Origin of the sequence: Bradyrhizobium sp. CCBAU 45389 (assembly GCF_028128625.1) — a bacterium.
Taxonomy (GTDB): domain Bacteria; phylum Pseudomonadota; class Alphaproteobacteria; order Rhizobiales; family Xanthobacteraceae; genus Bradyrhizobium; species Bradyrhizobium liaoningense_B.
The window spans coordinates 432,892-451,207 of record NZ_LBIY01000002.1 but is presented as its reverse complement, the minus strand read 5'-3'; the positions used below and the strand labels follow the sequence as shown (position 1 = coordinate 451,207).

The window sequence follows — 18,316 nt, the reverse complement described above, 5'->3', positions numbered from 1 at the left end:
ATGGTCGACCAGCCAAGCAATCACTTTGGCTATGACCAACGCTACGAGAGCAGGGCGCGGGGGGTGGTCCAACCTGTGTACCCCCAAAGAGCGTAGATCATAATCCCTGTTCTAACGCGGCGCGCGCGCCCAATCGGTTATCTTGAATCGATGCACGCTGAGCGCCTTCAGACAGGAGCCAACATGGCGAATATGGCGAATAAGGACGCGGAAATTCGGACCAGGAACGGCGGCCCTTCGCTCGCAGTCATCGGTTGCGGCTACTGGGGTTCGAAGCACATCCGCGTCAGCTGCGATATACGCGATGCAAGGTTGTCGATGGCCGTTGATCCGCGTCCTGACAGATTGGAATATATCCGTTCACAATATCCTTCTGTCGCTGTTTCGCGAGATATCGGCGCGGTACTGAATAACCCTTCTATAGACGGAGTCATTGTCGCCACCCCTGTAGAGACGCACTTTGAATTGGCGCGAGCGGTGCTCCAGGCCGGAAAGCACGCGCTCGTCGAGAAGCCGCTCGCCATGACGAGCGCGCAATGCCGCGAGTTGAATGCCATCGCCGAAAAGCGCAAGCGCGTGCTGATGGTCGGGCACACGTTCGAGTATCACCCGGCGGTCGGTGTCATGCGTCAGATGATCAAGAGCGGCTCTCTCGGTGAGCTTTACTACATTGATTCGCGGCGCCTTAATCTCGGTCTCTACCGGCAGGACGCCAATGTCCTTTGGGACTTGGCGCCGCACGACCTCTCGATCATCTTCTGCTTGCTGGAGGAGGTGCCGCAAACCATCGGCGCCTGGGGTTGCGCCCACGTTCTGCCCAACGTCGAGGATGTTGTTTACGCCAAGATGGGCTTCAAGAGCGGCCCGACCGCCCATGTGCATGTTTCCTGGTTGGACCCGGTCAAGGTGCGCCAGACCACGATCGTCGGAAGCGATGCGATGCTGGTGTTCGACGACGTGCAGCCGTCCGAAAAACTGCGCGTTTACCAGAAGCGATTCAGGCCGCGGATCGACGGCGACTCCTATGCCGATTTCCAGTCGGCCTATCATCATGGCGACGTGCATATTCCCGCGATATCCAGCAGTGAACCGCTGAAGCTCGAGATACTCGACTTCGTCAATGCGATCGTGACCGGGGAACGGCCGTGCGCGGACGGAATGCACGGGCTGCGCGTCGTCGAAGCGCTCGAGGCGGCATCGGCGTGTCTACGGCTCAAGCACAAGCACGGTAGCAATGGCAAGGATCAACGGATATTTCGGCGGCGGAACATGCCGGCGGGAGGTCCCGAAGTTGCGGTCGCATGACGCCACGCGACGGAAGGCGACCCCGCGGGAATTCGGCAAGCGGGCGCTCGACGTCGCGATCAGCGTTATCGCGATCGTGCCGTTGGCCCTCGTCTTCATCGTGGTGTGGATAGCAATCCATCTCGACAGTCCCGGGCCAGCGGTCTTTCGCCAACGTCGCATCGGGCGAGACGAGAAACCGTTCGACTGCTTCAAATTCCGGACACTCCACCACAACGCCGACGAAAACGTCCATCGCGAGGCGATCCGGAGGGCTTGGGCAAAGGAACTCCTCTCGAACGACCCCGCCGCCCCATACAAGCTGACGGACGATCCTCGCGTGACGCGCGTGGGACGGTGGCTGCGGAGAACCAGCTTCGACGAACTGCCTCAATTCCTCAACGTATTGCGGGGCGAAATGAGCATCGTCGGTCCGCGGCCAGCGATTCCCTATGAACTCGAATACTTCCGGGACTGGCACCATAAGCGTCACATTGTGAAGCCCGGGATAACCGGAATTTGCCAGGTGCGCGGTCGGGGTCGTGTCAGCCCCGAGGTGATGCTCGAGATGGACGTCGACTATGCAATGAACTGGACCCTATTGACCGACCTGAAGTTGATTGCCCTGACGTTTCCCGCGGTTCTGCGGGGGCACGGTGCTCGATGACGTTCTCTGGAAACAAAGACGGATTCTCGTGAGGTTGGAAAAAATGCACATTCCGTTTGTCGATCTCAAAGCGCAATATGAGACGCTAAAAGACGACATGGCCGAAGCAATTCGGGACGTTCTAACCTCCGCGCAGTTCATAGGCGGCGAAACGCTTGCCTCGTTCGAAAGAGATTTCGCCGCGTATTGCCAGGTGCGCCATGCGCGCGGCGTGGCGAACGGCACGGACGCAATTCATCTGGCGCTGCGGGCCTTGGGTATTGGTCATGGCGACGAGGTGATTACAACCGCCCATACCTTCATCGCCACCGCGGCCGCCATCGTGGCGACGGGGGCGCGGCCTGTGTTCGTCGATATCGATCCGGACACCTACACGATTGATCCCGAGATGATCGAGCGCGCCGTAACGGATCGTACAAGAGCAATCATCGCAGTCCACCTCTTCGGGCAGCCGGCTGACATGGGTCCAATCAAGGACATCGCACGGCGGCGCGGCCTCTATGTACTAGAAGACGCAGCACAGGCGCACGGGGCGGAATATCAGGGTGTCCGAACGGGGGCGCTCGGCGATGTCGCATGTTTCTCGTTTTATCCAGCGAAGAATCTCGGCGCCTATGGCGACGGCGGAGCGGTCACCACCAACAATGCCGCGATCGCCCAGCGGATCGAACGACTGCGTGACCACGGTCGAACCACTCACTACAGCCACGCCGAGATCGGGTTCAACAGCCGGCTCGACGCGCTCCAGGCGGCAGTCCTGCAGGTCAAGCTCCGGCGTCTGGATGAATGGAACACCAATCGGCGGCGCGCTGCGGAGTGGTACGCCACTGAATTGGCCCAGTCGGGGATCGAGACGCCGCTCGTTCGCAAGGGGGCGACGCACGTCTACCATCTGTATGTGATCACCACGAACGATCGTGACGCAATGCGAACCAAGTTAGACGAAGCCGGCGTGGCGACCGGGATTCACTATCCGTTGCCGCTCCACCTACAGCCTGCTTTCGAGCATCTCGGCTACAGGCAGGGCGACTTGCCGTGCTGCGAAGCGATGGCCGCTCGATCATTGTCCCTGCCCATGTTTCCCGAGCTCACACGCGACCAAGTGCGCCGTGTCGCCGCGATTGCGCGCGCTGCGGCCGAGCGGGACGGTCACAAGAACTTGCAGCGGAAGTCGGCGTATTCGTCCGCTGCGCTGCAGGCGTCAGAATCGGCGTTGGCGCCGTCGTCGGCGCCGGTGCGGTGGTGACGAAGGACGTGCCCGACGGTGCGCTCGTGATGGGCGTCCCGGCGGAGATCCGACGACGGCTCAACGGGCTAGCGGTGCAGACCAGTGACCCGGTGGCAGTTCGTGCCGAGCGTCGAGGCAACACTAATCGTGAGGATCCTCTGCGTCGCCAACGTACATCAACCTATATCAAAGTCCCAATTGTGGTTGAGCGCTGGGACTGCGGTCATAAGGTCGGGTGAAGGAATGCTGAATTCGTCAAGGCCCGCGATCAGGGTGCTGCATATAACCGACACGTTGGCCTCCGGGGGGAAGGAGCGGCAACTGGTTGAATTGCTGCGTGGGTTCAGCAAACTAGATGGGTTCATTAACGAACTCGTCGTTCTTTCAGATACCATCCACTATGACGAGATTAGGTCACTGGGAATAAAAATACACATCATCAGAAGAAGCCGACAATGGGACTTCAGTATTTTCGAAAAGCTATATGGCCTGGCGAGACGATACCGACCGGACATAATATATTCGTGGGAGTCGATGTGTTCGGTGTATGCGTCACCAATTGCGTTGATATCTCGATCGGCTCTGATCAATGCAATGATACAAAACGCACCGCCCCATCTGAATTTGAAAGATTATACGTACCGACGTTTACGTCTGACAGCTCCATTTTCAACTGTAATATTGGCAAATTCATTAGCGGGACTTAGAGCTTTTCGAGTTGAGGGCAAAAAAGCTCTTTGTATACGAAACGGTTTTGATTTTGATCGAATAAACAATCTTCCGGACGTCAACGATGTCAAGCGTTCGATGGATATAAGAACCAAACACGTAGTCGGTATGGTTGGAAGATTCCATCGAGAGAGAGACTATAGTACGTTCTTCAAGGCGGCAAAATTGGTGTGCAGCGAGCGGAAGGACATTACATTCGTCGCTGTGGGCGAAGGACCAGATCTTGAAAGCTTCATGGAGCGTGTGAAGCGCGACGGTCTTTCGAATGTGCGCATTCTGGGAGTCAGGAAACGGGTCGAAGAAGTCATAAGAACCTTTTCCGTCGGAGTATTGGTCTCAACAAACGGAGAGGGAATCTCTAATGTGATTCTAGAGTACATGGCGCTGGAAAAGCCGGTCATAGCCACAGACGTGGCGGGCAATCGCGAAATCGTCAAGGACGGAGAGAATGGATTCCTAATTCCATTCGGAGACGAAAATGCACTGGCGTCGCGGATAAGGGAAATTGTCGACTGTCCTGGCATTGGAAGCGCGTTCGGTCGTGCAGGACGGGTGCTCGTCGAGGAGAAGTTCGGGATTGAGCAAATGGTGCAGAAGCACGTTGAGCTGTTTCGGCAATTGGCAAGCGGGAATAGGGTACCTTCTGTTGCGGTTTGATTGCGAGCTGGAGCCTCAGATTGATCGAACGACCATATTTGGAGACTGCTGAGAGGCATTGGTCGCTATGTGCGGGATTGCGATAGTCGAGCTGGATCTGATTCCCTGTTTGGCCGTCAAACGGGGGTTTGGCGTGCGTCGGGTGAGCGAATGGCCGTTCCTGGAGGGCACAAGGAGCAAGCTGCGTTGATTGTTCTGCATGTTACGGGCGCGTACCCTACTGCACAGAATCCGTCTGCGGGCGTTTTCATCCGCACTCAAGTGGAGTCGCTGGCGAAGCTTGGGATTGATGTTGATGTGTGCCTGCTCAAGAGCACAGGCATTGGCAAATATATCAAGGGTATTGCTGAAGTACGGAGGGCTGTACGTTCGAGGCAGTACGATATCGTTCATGCGCACTATATGTACTCAGGCTGGACAGCCAGATTCGCTACTACCCTGCCGCTCGTTGTGTCGTTTATGGGCAACGACGTATATGGAGATTGCAACGAGCGGGGAGAATATCGATTCTCGAATCGAGTGTTGCACGGGCTATTCTCCCGTTTATTGTCGTGTGCGACGGCTCGCAATATTGCGAAGAGTGCTGGCCTTGCAAAATATCTTCGCGCCAAAACAACGTCCATCATTTCCAATGGGATAGATCTTGATATCTTCTATCCCAGAACGGTCCCTAAGCACGAAGTGGGTTTAAAGGAAGACGAGCGGCACGTCCTGTTTGCAGGCAGGCCCTCGGCAGGGGGTTATAAGAGATACCCGCTCGCCGAAGCCGCTTTTGAGTTGGTTCGAAAATCCAATCCATCTGCCCAATTGGTCACACTTGATAAGAGGCCTCAGGAAGAGGTAGCGCGCTTCCTGAACGCCGTCGATTGTTTGCTGCTTACGTCCGCTCATGAGGGTTCTCCGAACATTGTAAAGGAGGCTCTTGCCTGCAATCTACCGATTGTTTCCGTCGATGTTGGCGACGTGGCCGAGCGAATTAAAGAGTTCGAAGGATGTTACATCGTGTCTGACGAACCGACCTCTATCGCGGAAGCTGCAGAGAAGGTGCTGGTCCGTGGAAAGCGTCTTTCCGGCGGTTATGCCGCGGTCCATGAACTTTCGCTTGCAACGGTCGCAAGGCGAATACAATCTTTGTACGAACGCGTTCTTTCGTGAAGCTGCAGGAGCGGAAGGCTGGCGCGGGGCGGCCGATGGCTATCGTCGATGAACAGCACACCGTCGCCGACGAACGCTTCGCCGCCGACAGTCACGCCGGCGCTGGGATTGAAGAGACAATTTGGGAAACCCGATCGCAGGCGCGGGCGAGATAATCGCCGAACCGGGCAACCTCGACCAGATAATGCGAGAGTGTTTTCTGTCTTCCTGGTTTGTCGTTGACGAGGCGATCGAGCGCGCCAAAGGATTCCACCATGTGCGGCATCTGCGGGCAGTTTAACTTCGGCAGCGGTGCGCCCGTCAGCGCTTCCACCATCGAGGCGATGATGGGCACGATCATCCACCGCGGCCCCGACGACGCCGGCCGGCATTTGGACCGGAATCTCGGCTTGGGTTTCCGCCGACTGGCGATCATCGATCTGTCACCCGCCGGACACCAGCCCATGTCTGACCAAGCCCAAACGGTGTGGGTGGTCTTCAACGGAGAGATATACAATTATCAGAAGCTCCGGCAGGAGTTGCAGGGGCACGGCCACGTGTTTCGTTCCAACTGCGACACCGAGGTGATCGTGCACGGCTACAAGCAGTGGGGTGACGCCGCGCTGAACCGCTTCAACGGCATGTTCGGCCTCGCTATCTGGGACGTGAAAAAGCGCCGGCTGCTGCTGGCGCGCGATCCGATGGGCATCAAGCCGGTCTACTACGCAATCCGCAACGGATCGCTCGCTTTTGGTTCGGAGATTCGGCCGGTCCGCGTTGCTCTAGGCGAGCCGGGCGTTGATCCCGAAGCCGTCGCTCTTTTTCTGCGCTATCGCTACACGCCGGCCCCGCGCACGATGTTCAAGGGCATCCAGAAGCTCGCCGCGGGTGAAAAACTCGTCGTCGAAAACGGCCAGGTGCACGTCTCGCGCTACTACCAGTTCGTCCCGGAGCCATTCGCCCCGCAGCCCCGCCCGGAGGAGGCGGCGGAAAAATTGATCGAGCTGTACAGGGCGGCCATGAAGCGGCATCTCATCAGCGACGTTCCGCTCGGACTGCTGCTCAGCGGCGGCCTGGATTCGGGCCTGCTGTTGGCGCTGATGAGCTCCTATGGTCGCGACTGGCACACGTTCAGCGTCGGGTATGGTTCGTCGTTCGCCGATGATGAGCTCGAGGATGCCGGAAAAACGGCCCGGACCTACGGGGCCAAGCACAATACGGTTCACCTCACCCGGGAAACGTTTGAGGACGTCCTGCCCCGCATCGTGGATGTCCTCGAGGAACCGGTCGCCTCGTCATCGATCGTGCCCATGTACTTCGTCTGCCAGCGGGCTCGTGAAAACGTGAAGGTGGCGCTCATCGGCCAAGGGCCGGATGAGCTGTTCGGCGGATACAACCGACACCTAGGCGTGCACTATGGCGCCGCCTGGCGCGCGCTGCCCGCCTGGTTGCAGACACCCAGTGCCGCACTCGCGCGCGCCCTCCCGCGGAACGATACGATCAAGCGTGGCCTTTACTCGCTGCACGAGCCCGACCGGCTTCGTCGTTTCCAGCAGATATTCTCCCTGGTTTCGGACAACGCGATGCAGGGGCTTTTTCGCCCCGAACTGATTGCTGACGGGGAAGTTGCCGTGGCGGCCCGCTGCTGGGAGGAATACCGGCCGGCCTTCGAAAACCTGGACGACCTGAGCGCCTTTCAGTTACTCGAGCTGCGCTCGTCGCTGCCGGACGAGTTGCTCATGTATGGCGACAAGCTGTCCATGGCGCACGCCCTCGAGGTTCGCGTACCCTATCTCGATCGTGAAGTGGTCGAGCACGTCCAGCAATTGGGCGCGTCCTTCAAGGTGCGTCATGGCATTCGCAAGTGGCTTCATCGCGAAGTGAGCAAGCGGCTGTTGTCGTCGGAAATCATCCATCGCAAGAAGCGCGGATTTGCGGTGAATGTGGTCGATGGGTGGTTCCGCCAATCCCTCGACGGAGGGATCCGGCAATACTTGGCCGATCCGCAGTCACAGGTCTACCGGTTCTTGGAGCCGGCTGCGGTGCAATCCATGCTGCGTGACCACGCGGCAGGCCGGGCCGACCACCACAAGATGCTATTTAGTATCGTCGTGCTGGAGCAATGGCTCCGCAGCGTCCGTCTGACACGGCGGACGCGATGTCCACTTCCCGCGCATTAGGCTGGAGGGTCGCCAAGCGGGCACGAGCTGAAAGATAATAAAATATCCCTGAGAGGGCGCGACAATTGCGACAGTAAGTATGGTTCGGAGTAATAATATGCCAAAGCCGATGATCTCGCGGGTTAGATCTAAGTTAGCTTTGCTCAATTATGAATTGAGGCGGTTGTATTTTGTTTATTTTTGGAAAATGGATATTAAAAAGGGGACACGCATCTCGCTTAGCGCAAAACTAGATAAGACAAATCCTACGGGTGTACACATTGGTAAGAATACTGCGGTCGCTTTTCGATCTGCAATACTTGCTCATGATTTCATAAACACAAAGCACAAGGACGTTTTTATTGGCGACAACTGCCTGATCGGAGCGGGTTCAGTAATAATGCCAGGAATTCAAATCGGAAATAATTGCATTGTGTCACCAAACACCGTCGTTCTGCAAAATGTGCCAGCGGGATCCATCGTAATGGGCAATCCGGCCAAAATCGTTCAGAAGAATATTATAACCGGACCATGGGGAACCCGGTGCTCAACCCAAGAAAGCTCCCGACAAACATCTGAAGCGGCGACTTGTCAGGGCTGAGCGCGGCCGCCGCTTCAGCTTGACCTCTCGTTTCTCAAGCTGCCCAGTCCGCGCATAAAGCTTGCCGTGTTCCGATTGACCGAGGTAGGCGCAATGGTTTTCTCAGCGAACATATCTGCGGCAGGTGATACGGCCGGCGCGGTCCTTATCATCGTTGAGAACCTGCCGGTGCCGGCCGATCGCCGGGTCTGGACGCAGGCCACAGCGCTGCACCAGACTGGTTACACCGTCTCGGTCATTTGTCCCAAAGGAAAGGGATATGACAAGGGATACGAGCAGATGGACGGTGTGCATATCTACCGCCATCCACGGGGTGTGGAAGGCTCGGGCGCCCTGACCTATCTTCTCGAATATACCGTCGCCCTTTTTTGGCAATTCGTTCTCTCGTTGAAAGTGTTGTCCAGGCATGGATTCGATATTCTTCATGCATGCAATCCACCGGACTTGATCTTCTTGATTGCGCTTTTCTACAAAGTTTTCTTTGGCAAGAAATTTCTGTTTGATCAGCATGATCCCGCGCCCGAACTTTATGAGGTCAAGTTCGGCCGCCAGGATTTCCTTTATCGGCTCCTGCTCCTGCTTGAACGCTGGACGTTTCGCTCGGCTGACGGGAGCCTTGTGACAAACCCTACCCTGAAGCGGCAGGCCGTGGAGCGAGGCGGGATGCCGCCAGACAGGGTCTGGATTGTCAGAAGCGTCCCCGAGCTTGGGCGCTTCAGCCGGGTCAAGCCCGAACTGTCGGTCAGGCGGGACTGTCGATATCTCGTCGGCTACGTGGGAATGATGGCCGAGCAGGACGGTGTAGACCTCCTGGTCAAGGCGATGGAATACATCGTCAAGCGCCTGCATCGAACGGATATCGCCTGCCTGATCATCGGCGACGGGCCGGAGGCAGATCGGCTCAGGGCGCTCACAAGCGAACTCGGGATTACAGACAATGTCGAATTTGCCGGGTACATTTCGGGCGATCCGCTTCCCGCCATGCTGGCGGCTTGCGACATCGGCGTCGTTCCGGATCCGCCCAATGCCTGCAATGTGGTTATGTCGATGATCAAAGTCTTTGAATACATGGCGCTCGGGCTGCCGTTCGTCCTGTTCGACTTGGCACAGGCGAGGGTTGATGCAGGCGACGCTGGCCTGGTGGTGGCGGAGCCGACGCCGCGGGCGCTCGGCGAAGGAATCGTGGCGCTGCTTGAGGACGAGGCCGGGCGCGAGCGTATGCGGAACTACGGCAGGGAGCGTGCCTACGGCGCATTTCAGTGGGAGCTCGAAAAGCGTTCGCTTCTCGCCGCCTATACGACGCTGGCGCCGAGGCGCGCACGTGCAGGGACACCAGCCGATGCGAATCCTCACTGAGAGCGGAAGCAATTAGCCTCCGGGCGGTGGAGCGGGTGAACTGCTCGATCGCGAGGTCGCCGCGAGTGTACCACGGCCGAATCCCTCGATCGCGAGCGTAATGTCCGGATCTTGGCTCCCGGCAGCGGCAAGACCGATCTGCACGGGGGGGGGCGCGCCAGCGGCCGGACCTCGCGTGTCAATCGTTGCGATGTTCGTTCGTGCCGGGTAGAAAACCTTTCATTGAAAATGCGGTTTCGAAGATTCGGGTGCCGATCGGGACCAGGTAACTGCCAGCCCCCCGCTAGAGAACGCTGACGTTGATTTTGTCCGCGCTGTCGGATGTTTTTGTCTAGGCGTCTGGGGCGGTACCTCTTTGGTCCACCTCTTTCAGTTCTTGTCCGCGTGTTTTAATGCGACCGTAAATCGCATTGTGCTGCGCTAGTCTCATTGAGACGCTCCATGCGTGGACGCTGGATCGCCACATGAGTCAGGCATCAGCTTCGTCAACACACTCGCCTCCGTTCGATGTGGCCGCTCGTTTCGCCTAGCCTGAGATCGTGGCGATCGGCTCGCGCGGTGGGACAGGCGAGATACGGCTGCTCTCCTAGCCCACGATGAAGTTGACGAGGTCACCTGACTGCATCCTGGTGGACCGATGCCGATGGGCGGGTCCGCCGCCGCGTGCCGCACGACTTGGTAGGTCACCGGGTTCGCCTCTCTTCCGATTGCTGGGCGCAGGTCACCGGCAACGCGCTCAACTTCCAGATCGTACTTGAGGTCAGCCTTCGCAATCATCCTTACGGGGCACCCTGGAGCGGCAATCTGTTCGGTCGCAAGATGACTCCGCCATGCCGCCGATCGGTGGACTTGCAACGCCACTTGCTCCAAACGGATCGACAAACGACGCTACATTGCATACTTATGGGCGCAGCGTTGCCACGTGCATTTCATGCGCAACGTGCTGGCGTATGCGGGCAAAACGTGCTGGCGCATGCGGGCAAGAGCACACGGCGCGTCGTCCCCGCTTCCATCGCCACCGTTCGCCCAGGAAGATGCGACTGATGTGCTCGCCTACGCGACGTTCCGCGCTGGCATCGGACCAAGCTGTACTCTCCGACGCGATACAAGCTGACAGAAAAATCGGGTGCGCGTGTCTTGAACCAACCAATTCAATACGTGGCGCAATATAGGCGCGTATGAGGCAAGTGGGGGGCGCTACCTACTTGAGTATAATTCACACTTTGAAAGTTTTTTCGCCATTTTTGCTCATTAGGCAACCAACCCAGCAGTCGGGGGGCACCTTCAAAAATCCCACTGCTTTGGAGTCCGCTCGCGGTCCGAGACCGCGATGCGTTGGAATCCGCGCGCGGTCCGTGACTGTGATGCGTTGGAATCTGCTTGCGGCCTGAGGTTGCGAGCACGTGGTATGTCGCGCGCTTTCGTGATGCGCGGCAGTGGAATTCCCTTGTCAACGTCAAAGACTCACGCAGAACGAAAGGTACGCATGTCGTTCAACTTGTCATCCACTCCGTTTTCGTCGACCTCCGCTTGGAACCAGCTCGTCCCGACCGGAGCAACGTATACGTCGCTGAACTGGCCCACCGCGACCGGATGGAACTACGACGTGGGCTGGGGCAACGTGCCAGTCTACGTCGCCTCGTCGTCGGACCCAGTCGTGCAGGTGTCTGTTCCCGCCAGCTGGGGATGGCCCGGCGGGACCGTCAGCCTCCATGTTCCGGCCGGGGGGACCGGCGGCATCGGCACGGACGGACCGGTCGTCATCGTCGACGGCGACATCGCCTACAATTTCTGGCGATTCAACCGCACGAGCACCACGACCGCGACCGCCGTGTCGTATGCCGAGGCGAACGTGGTCACGGGCACCGGTTGGGGCACCCCCGGGTTGGGCGCAGGCATCACTGCGGCCGGCTCGAGCGAGCTGGGCGGGCTCCTGGTCCAGGCGCAAACGGACACGGGCACGATCAATCATGCCCTGCAGCTCGCCGTCGAGGGCTCGCTCTTGAAGTCAGGCTACGTTTCCCCCGCCATTTCCACCGACGGCTCCAGTTCCAGCGGCATAATGCAGGAAGGGCAGCTTCTGGCCATTGCGCCCGGGACGCCGATGCCATCCGGCCTTTCGACGCTCGGCCAGGAGGTGTTCCGCGCCCTCCAGCAATACGGCGCCTACGTCATCGACGACGGAGGCACCCAGACCGCCATTCGCACCCAGGCGAACGCTTATGATTCGGCGACAATGAACGCCCTCCGTCTGGACATGAATTTGATGCTTCCGATGCTCAAGGCGGTGAGCGGGGGCACGCCGACAAGCCCGACCGCCCCCGTCAACGTTGCGCCGACGGTGACGCAGGCCTCCGCTTCACCGGGGACGGGAGTCGAGCATGTCGGCGATACCGTCACAATGACACTCGGCTTCAGCGAGGCCGTGACCGTCACCGGTACCCCGACGCTGTCGCTCAATGATGGCGCCAAGGCCACCTATGTCGGCGGCTCGGGGACGAACTCGCTCACGTTCAAGACGACCGTCGCGTCGACCGACACCACGACTTCGGCGCTCGCCATCACCGGGGTCAACCTTCCGAGTGGCGCGAGCATCAAGGATACGGGCGGCCTTGCAGCCAACCTCTCGGGTGCGGTGAAGACGTTCACCGGGCTCCAGATCGATCCGACGTCAACCACGTCGACCAGCCCAACGACCCCGCCGACCCCCTCCGTGACGAGGCCTGTCCTCACCGTTGCGGATGACTCGCTCTGGGTGGCGGGTCGAGGTGGTACGGTCGATCTCGGGACGAAGGTGACAACGACCGATTCCAACGACCGCGTGGCCTTGCACATCACGGGGTTGCCTAAATATGAATCGATCACTGACGCGCTCGACGGTCAAACGTTCCGCGGAAGAGACATCACGTTGACGGCCGCGCAGGTCAACAGCGGGCTGACTCTGACGTCCACCTACAGGGGCGGTGGCCATCCGGTTGCGGACCTTACGCTGACGGCAACCGCGACGGATCCGTCAACCGGTGCGGTTGCGACGGCTTCGCCGCAGATCATCACCGTGACGGACCCCCGACCTGCGAGGGACGCGACTACAACAACGTCGTCGCACGGCCACGCTGTGACGGATCAGCAGCCTGTTGCCACCGCGACAGCTGTGACCCCGACGGCCTCGCAGACGATCGAGCCCACGGATCATCAGCAGGCAGCGCCGGCAAGCACGGGATTCCTGGCAAACCGGGGCTTTGAGCTGCTCCAGCAGCATTTTGATCGGGCCGCCAGCAGCCTGGCAACGACCGCTGCCCATCCGGTCATGGCGGCAGATCATCCGACTGCCACCGGGAGCACGATGGCGTCGCTCGCAAGCCAGAGCTTTGCGCTGCTGAACCAGTACTTGGCCACTCACACCGGCCAGGTGGATCCCGGTCAGATCGTGGCGGCCGTGTCGCAGGCCGCCGGTTGGGGGCACGACTCGTTGCTGGCCAGACCGCAACACTGAGGCCAAGCCGCACCCAGGCTCAGCGCCTGGGTGCGGCACCCGCAATGTCTTGGAATGCATGAGAAGGAACATCGAACGCGGTCGGTAGCCGCGAAGGGTTGAGTTAAAATGGCGATCCAGAATGGAAATGCCCATGCCGCAGACCTCGGGCTTCGAGCCCTGGCTCTGTTCCTGCGCCTTCATGGCGTGAACGCCGAGCCCGACCAGCTCCGCGACCGTTGCGGGAGCAACGATATCGGCATCAGCGCAATGCTTCGCTGTGCCCATGAATTCGGGGTCAAAGTCCGTTCGAGCACGACGCGTTGGAAGCGACTGGCGAGCACTACGCTGCCCGGAATCGCCTCGCTGCGTGATGGCGGATTCCTGCTTCTCGGCAAGGTTGATGACGAGACGGCAATTGTGCTGCACCCGACTGCGTCGCGTCCGAACAAGATGACGCGTGCCGAGTTCGAAGAAGTCTGGGACGGCCGTTTGATCCTGGCCGGCTCACAGACTCGCGTGCACCGGTTGCTTCATTCACTCGCTGGCATAAGTCATCTGGGGCGGGATCTGGCGCGGCGCGCCCGCGATGCCGTGATGCACGCTGACAATCTCTTGACGCGCGCACGGGGCGTTTTCATGCGCGCGCCCGATCGATCCGATATGCCTGTCCAGGAGGCAGGTCTTGAGAGCGGCGACGAGTCAGGGCTCCTTGCGGTCGCGATATTGCTGCGTTGCCATGGCATTGCGGCCGATCCGGAGCAAATTCGGCATCGCATGGGCACTGCGCGGATCGGTCTGACCGAAATCCTCCGCTGTGCCAAGGAATTTGGGCTCAAGGCCCGGTCCCAGAGATCGAGCTGGAGCAGGCTTGCGGTCACGCCGCTGCCGGCCATTGCCGTGCTTCGCGACGGCGGCTTTCTGATCCTGGGCAAGGTCGTCGACGACAAGCTTCTTGTTCAGCGCCCATTGTCTCCCCGCCCCGAAGCCATCACTCAGGCCGAGCTCGAGGCCATCTGGAGCGGTGACATCATCCTGATGACCCGGCGCGCGGCTCTGACGGATCTGTCCAGGCGTTTTGATATCGGCTGGTTCGTTGGCGCGGTCCACAAGTATCGGCGCTTGCTCGCGGAAGTGCTGGCCGCGTCGTTCTTCCTCCAGGTCTTCGCCCTTGTCTCTCCGCTGTTCTTCCAGGTTGTCATCGACAAGGTGCTCGTGCATCGAAGCCTGAGCACGCTCGACGTCCTCGTTGCGGGCCTCGTCGCGCTGACCGTGTTCGAAACCGTTCTCGGCACGCTGCGCGTCTATCTGTTCGCGCATACGACGAACCGCATCGACGTCGAACTCGGCGCGCGGCTGTTTCGTCACCTGATGGCATTGCCGATCGCATATTTCCAGACGCGCCGCGTCGGCGATTCGGTCGCACGCGTTCGAGAGCTGGAGAACATCCGTCAGTTCCTGACGAGCTCGGCGCTCACGCTTGTCGTCGATCTGTTGTTCACGGCCGTCTTCCTTGCGGTAATGTTCTACTATTCGACAGCGCTGACGTTGATCGTTCTGGCATCGTTCCCGCTCTACATCGGTATTTCCGCCGGCGCCGCGCCGCTGTTCCGCCGGCGCCTCGACGAGAAGTTCAATCGTGGCTCGGAGAACCAGGCCTTCCTGGTCGAGAGCGTCACGGGCGTCGAGACCCTGAAAGCGATGGCGGTCGAGCCGCAAATGCAGCGCCGCTGGGAGGAGCAGCTCGCCGGCTATGTGGGTGCGAGCTTCCGCGTACTCAGCCTGAACAATACCGCGAGCCAGGCGGTCCAGATGATCAACAAACTGGTCACAGCCGCAACGCTCTACTTCGGCGCCAAGTTCGTGATCGGCGGAGACCTATCCGTTGGCGAGCTCGTCGCGTTCAATATGCTGGCGGGTAGGGTGAGCATGCCGGTGCTTCGGCTCGCGCAGATGTGGCAGGACTTCCATCAGGCTCGTCTGTCGATCGATCGTCTCGGCGACATCCTCAACACCATTCCCGAGCCAAGCTTCAGTCCGGCCCGCGCCGCCTTGCCACCGATCCGCGGCAAGGTCACGTTCGAGCACGCGACCTTCCGCTACCGAGCCGACGGCCCCGAAGTGCTGCACAACGTGTCCTTCGACGTCGAGCCGGGGCAGGTGATCGGCATCGTGGGCTCTTCGGGCTCGGGTAAGAGCACGATTACCAAGCTGATCCAGCGCCTCTATGTACCGGAGAGCGGTCGCGTGCTGGTCGACGGCGTCGACCTCGCGATGGTCGACCTGGCCTGGCTTCGACGCCAGATCGGCGTGGTGTTGCAGGAGAACGTGCTCTTCAACCGCTCGATCCGTGAGAACATCGCGCTCGCCGACCCGGCCATGCCCATGGAGCGCGTCATCGAGGCGGCGTCGCTCGCCGGCGCTCACGACTTCATCCTGGAACTGCCGGAGGGCTACGATACCATCGTCGGCGAACGTGGCAGTAGTCTCTCCGGCGGGCAACGCCAGCGCGTCGCGATCGCCCGCGCGCTCATCACCGACCCGCGCATCCTCATTCTCGATGAGGCGACCAGCGCACTCGACTATGAAAGCGAGCGCGCCATCCAGCAGAACATGAGACGGATCTCCGCTGGGCGGACCGTGTTCGTGATCGCGCACCGACTCTCGACCGTACGCAATGCCAACCGGATCATCACGCTCGAGCACGGCCGCATCGTCGAGGACGGCAGCCACGACGAACTGATCCGCTCTAACGGGCGTTACGCAAACCTCCACTATCTGCAGGCCGGTATCCATGACGTCCGCTAGTCGAAATATCGTTCCGTTTCCGAGACGCGAGCCTCGCCGCCGCGAACAAGAAATCGCGTTCCTGCCGGCCGCACTCGAGATCACCGAAACGCCGCCGTCGCCGGTCGGGCGCGCAATCGGGGTGAGCATCATCGCGGTGTTCTGCATTGCGCTGGCGTGGGCATCGTTCGGCAGCGTCGACATCGTCGCGACCGCGACGGGCAAGATCGTGCCGGGCGGACGCACCAAGCTGATCCAGCCATTCGAGACGGGCGTTGTCCGCGCCATCCACGTCCGCGACGGACAGACCGTCAAGGCCGGCGACGTCCTGATCGAGCTCGACCCGACGATGACGGAAGCCGATCAGGAGCGGCAGAGGAGCGATCTCCTCGCGGCAGAGCTCGACGTCGCGCGGCTACGCGCAGCGCTCACCGAGGATCCGCTGGCAACTTTCCGGCCACCGCAGAACGCAAGTGCCGCGGAGATCGAGATGCACCGTCAGTTTCTGATCAGCCAGCGTGCCGAGCAAAACGCCAAGCTCGCCGAGATCGCGCGCCAGCAGGTCCAAAAGGAAGCCGAGCGGGCAACCACGTCAGCGAGCGTGGCGAAGCTGCAGGCGACGATCCCCGTGCTCCAGGAGCGGGTCGATATTCGCAAGGGGCTCGTCGACAAGGCCCTGGCTTCGAAGGTGATCTATCTGTCCGAGTATCAGGAGCTGGTCGGCCTTCAGCAGGATCTCGTCCTCCAGCAGAGCCGGCTGAACGAAGCCGACGCAGCCATCGCCTTGCTGAAGGAAACGAAGGACAGGATCGCCGCGGAGTATCGGCGCGCGACCTTTGACGCACTTGCCAAAGCCGAGCAGAAGGCGGCGAGCGCTGCGCAGGAAGTGGTCAAGGCGGAGCGTCGCACGAAACTCCAGCAGTTGACAGCGCCGGTCGACGGCGTCGTGCAACAACTCGCGGTGCATACGGTGGGAGGCGTGGTAACGCCGGCGCAGGCGCTCGCCATCGTGGTTCCAAGTGAGAGCCAGCTCGAGATCGAGGCGATGCTATCCAACCGGGACATCGGCTTCGTCCATCCCGGACAGAAGGCGGAGATCAAGGTCGATACGTTCAACTTCACGCGCTATGGGCTCCTGCATGGGGGCGTACTCAGCGTGTCGACGGATGCCATCACGCGCGACAGGCCACAGGGCGGATCGAACGACCGCGCGTTGGGCACGGCGCAAGGCAGCAGTGAACCGAAAGGCCAGGAGCTGGAGTATGCGGCGCGAATTTCGCTCGACCGCACGCAAATGCAGGTGCAGGATAAGCTCGTCAAGCTCGGCCCGGGCATGGCAGTGACGGTCGAGATCAAGACCGGTGCGCGCACCATCATCAGCTACCTTCTCTCGCCGCTGGCGAGGTACAAGCAGGAGGCGCTGCGGGAGCGATAGACGAAGTGGAGCCTCATCGAGCAGCATTGCGCGCAACTGGCCGATGTCGATTCCCTTCCAAAGAGGAGATACTTCATCCACCTTCTGATCGCTTGGCACGTTCTCGATGTCGACCAGGTAATTCGTCGAGTAGACGAAAAAGGCTTGGTCGCCGTGCGCCTCCATCCAGCGCGCCGCCGGGTCGAGGGACAGGGCTCTTGGTGCGCTGGAAGACTGCTTCGATGACGTCGATCTCCCGTTCAATCGAAACGTCGTCCGGCGAGCCCGGGCACGAAAAGAATTGTCGGCCCCGATCTTTGCTCGCGGTAGTCGATCCGTTCAGCAGGATATTCGATCATGACTGCTCGGCAACGTGGACGTGATACCTATCCAGAAAATATTCTTCTGCTACCGGCCCTTCTCGGGCCTCTGGTGAGGGCCGCTATTGCACCGCTATTAGAGGTACAATTGACCTCATACGCTTCCGGGGCTTGAGCCCCAGAACTATCTTGGAAGAAGAACTCCTTCTATGGCGCACAGGCGTCTTGCCATTTTCACATAGCGCTACGCCCGGATTTAGGACACAGGTCCCTCTTCGAATGAGATTGACATCGCAACCGGTCTTACTGGGCGAACCAACGATGATCGATTGCGAAGACGCTCGCCCGCCGCGGCGCTATTTAGGGCGCGGCTCGCGAGCAGCTTCGCCGGGGACACGACCCTCGGCAGAAGCCTGGTCGTTACCGCGCTCACCCTCGCACGAATTGTACAGAGAGCATTGAAGCCGACCAATGAGTTTCGAGGAAAGCATCGCTTTCGCGACCATGG

General features: G+C 60.0%; 12 protein-coding genes. 11 read left to right on the top strand and 1 reads right to left on the bottom strand.

Features of this window, described 5'->3' with window-relative positions:
• Nucleotides 1-183: 183 nt before the first annotated feature.
• From XH79_RS02025 to XH79_RS02000, 5 genes are all read left to right on the top strand, one after another.
• Nucleotides 184-1,305, top strand: a complete 1,122-nt coding sequence (locus XH79_RS02025; protein WP_271580445.1) for a Gfo/Idh/MocA family protein — start codon at nucleotides 184-186, stop codon at nucleotides 1,303-1,305.
• Nucleotides 1,292-1,951, top strand: coding sequence for a sugar transferase (locus XH79_RS02020; protein ID WP_271580444.1), 660 nt, complete (start codon nucleotides 1,292-1,294; stop codon nucleotides 1,949-1,951). The genes XH79_RS02025 and XH79_RS02020 overlap by 14 nt, the downstream gene beginning before the upstream one ends.
• Nucleotides 1,941-3,197 (top strand): DegT/DnrJ/EryC1/StrS family aminotransferase, encoded by a 1,257-nt coding sequence (locus XH79_RS02015; RefSeq protein WP_271580443.1) that lies wholly within the window; start codon nucleotides 1,941-1,943, stop codon nucleotides 3,195-3,197. The genes XH79_RS02020 and XH79_RS02015 overlap by 11 nt, the downstream gene beginning before the upstream one ends.
• A gap of 225 nt (nucleotides 3,198-3,422) precedes the next feature.
• A complete protein-coding gene (locus XH79_RS02005) occupies nucleotides 3,423-4,565 on the top strand; it encodes a glycosyltransferase (RefSeq protein WP_271580442.1) in 1,143 nt (380 codons plus the stop codon).
• 150 nt (nucleotides 4,566-4,715) lie between these two features.
• Nucleotides 4,716-5,720 (top strand): glycosyltransferase, encoded by a 1,005-nt coding sequence (locus tag XH79_RS02000; protein WP_271580441.1) that lies wholly within the window; start codon nucleotides 4,716-4,718, stop codon nucleotides 5,718-5,720.
• Nucleotides 5,721-5,811: 91 nt separating this feature from the next.
• Here the strand turns inward: XH79_RS02000 and XH79_RS01995 are convergent, their stop codons facing one another.
• Nucleotides 5,812-6,060, bottom strand: a complete 249-nt coding sequence (locus tag XH79_RS01995; RefSeq protein WP_271580736.1) for a hypothetical protein — start codon at nucleotides 6,058-6,060, stop codon at nucleotides 5,812-5,814.
• On the opposite strand from XH79_RS01995, the gene asnB reads away from it, so the two are divergent.
• The 6 genes from asnB (at nucleotide 5,975) to XH79_RS01965 (ending at nucleotide 17,509) form a co-directional block, all read left to right on the top strand.
• Nucleotides 5,975-7,879 (top strand): asparagine synthase (glutamine-hydrolyzing), encoded by a 1,905-nt coding sequence (asnB, locus tag XH79_RS01990; protein WP_271580440.1) that lies wholly within the window; start codon nucleotides 5,975-5,977, stop codon nucleotides 7,877-7,879. The genes XH79_RS01995 and asnB overlap by 86 nt on opposite strands.
• Nucleotides 7,880-7,976: 97 nt before the next feature.
• Nucleotides 7,977-8,459 (top strand): acyltransferase, encoded by a 483-nt coding sequence (locus XH79_RS01985; RefSeq protein ID WP_271580439.1) that lies wholly within the window; start codon nucleotides 7,977-7,979, stop codon nucleotides 8,457-8,459.
• Nucleotides 8,460-8,552: 93 nt separating this feature from the next.
• On the top strand, nucleotides 8,553-9,815 hold the full coding sequence (locus XH79_RS01980; protein WP_271580438.1) for a glycosyltransferase family 4 protein: 1,263 nt from the start codon (nucleotides 8,553-8,555) through the stop codon (nucleotides 9,813-9,815).
• Nucleotides 9,816-11,301: 1,486 nt separating this feature from the next.
• Nucleotides 11,302-13,308 carry a hypothetical protein gene (locus tag XH79_RS01975; protein ID WP_271580437.1) on the top strand — a complete coding sequence of 669 codons (2,007 nt, stop codon included), beginning with the start codon at nucleotides 11,302-11,304 and terminating at the stop codon, nucleotides 13,306-13,308.
• A 108-nt stretch (nucleotides 13,309-13,416) separates the two neighbouring features.
• Nucleotides 13,417-16,095, top strand: coding sequence for a type I secretion system permease/ATPase (locus tag XH79_RS01970; protein ID WP_212338485.1), 2,679 nt, complete (start codon nucleotides 13,417-13,419; stop codon nucleotides 16,093-16,095).
• Complete coding sequence (locus tag XH79_RS01965; protein ID WP_271580436.1) at nucleotides 16,082-17,509, top strand: HlyD family type I secretion periplasmic adaptor subunit; 1,428 nt, start codon at nucleotides 16,082-16,084, stop codon at nucleotides 17,507-17,509. The genes XH79_RS01970 and XH79_RS01965 overlap by 14 nt, the downstream gene beginning before the upstream one ends.
• Nucleotides 17,510-18,316: the final 807 nt, after the last annotated feature.

Bases quoted from the DNA above. Each gene is read 5' to 3' on its own strand.
- XH79_RS01970 (WP_212338485.1), top strand. From the start codon at position 13,417: ATGGCGATCCAGAATGGAAATGCCCATGCCGCAGACCTCGGGCTTCGA.
- XH79_RS01965 (WP_271580436.1), top strand. From the start codon at position 16,082: ATGACGTCCGCTAGTCGAAATATCGTTCCGTTTCCGAGACGCGAGCCT.
- asnB (WP_271580440.1), top strand. From the start codon at position 5,975: ATGTGCGGCATCTGCGGGCAGTTTAACTTCGGCAGCGGTGCGCCCGTC.
- XH79_RS02025 (WP_271580445.1), top strand. From the start codon at position 184: ATGGCGAATATGGCGAATAAGGACGCGGAAATTCGGACCAGGAACGGC.
- XH79_RS02005 (WP_271580442.1), top strand. From the start codon at position 3,423: ATGCTGAATTCGTCAAGGCCCGCGATCAGGGTGCTGCATATAACCGAC.
- XH79_RS01995 (WP_271580736.1), bottom strand. From the start codon at position 6,060: ATGATCGTGCCCATCATCGCCTCGATGGTGGAAGCGCTGACGGGCGCA.
- XH79_RS02000 (WP_271580441.1), top strand. From the start codon at position 4,716: ATGGCCGTTCCTGGAGGGCACAAGGAGCAAGCTGCGTTGATTGTTCTG.
- XH79_RS01980 (WP_271580438.1), top strand. From the start codon at position 8,553: ATGGTTTTCTCAGCGAACATATCTGCGGCAGGTGATACGGCCGGCGCG.
- XH79_RS01985 (WP_271580439.1), top strand. From the start codon at position 7,977: ATGCCAAAGCCGATGATCTCGCGGGTTAGATCTAAGTTAGCTTTGCTC.
- XH79_RS01975 (WP_271580437.1), top strand. From the start codon at position 11,302: ATGTCGTTCAACTTGTCATCCACTCCGTTTTCGTCGACCTCCGCTTGG.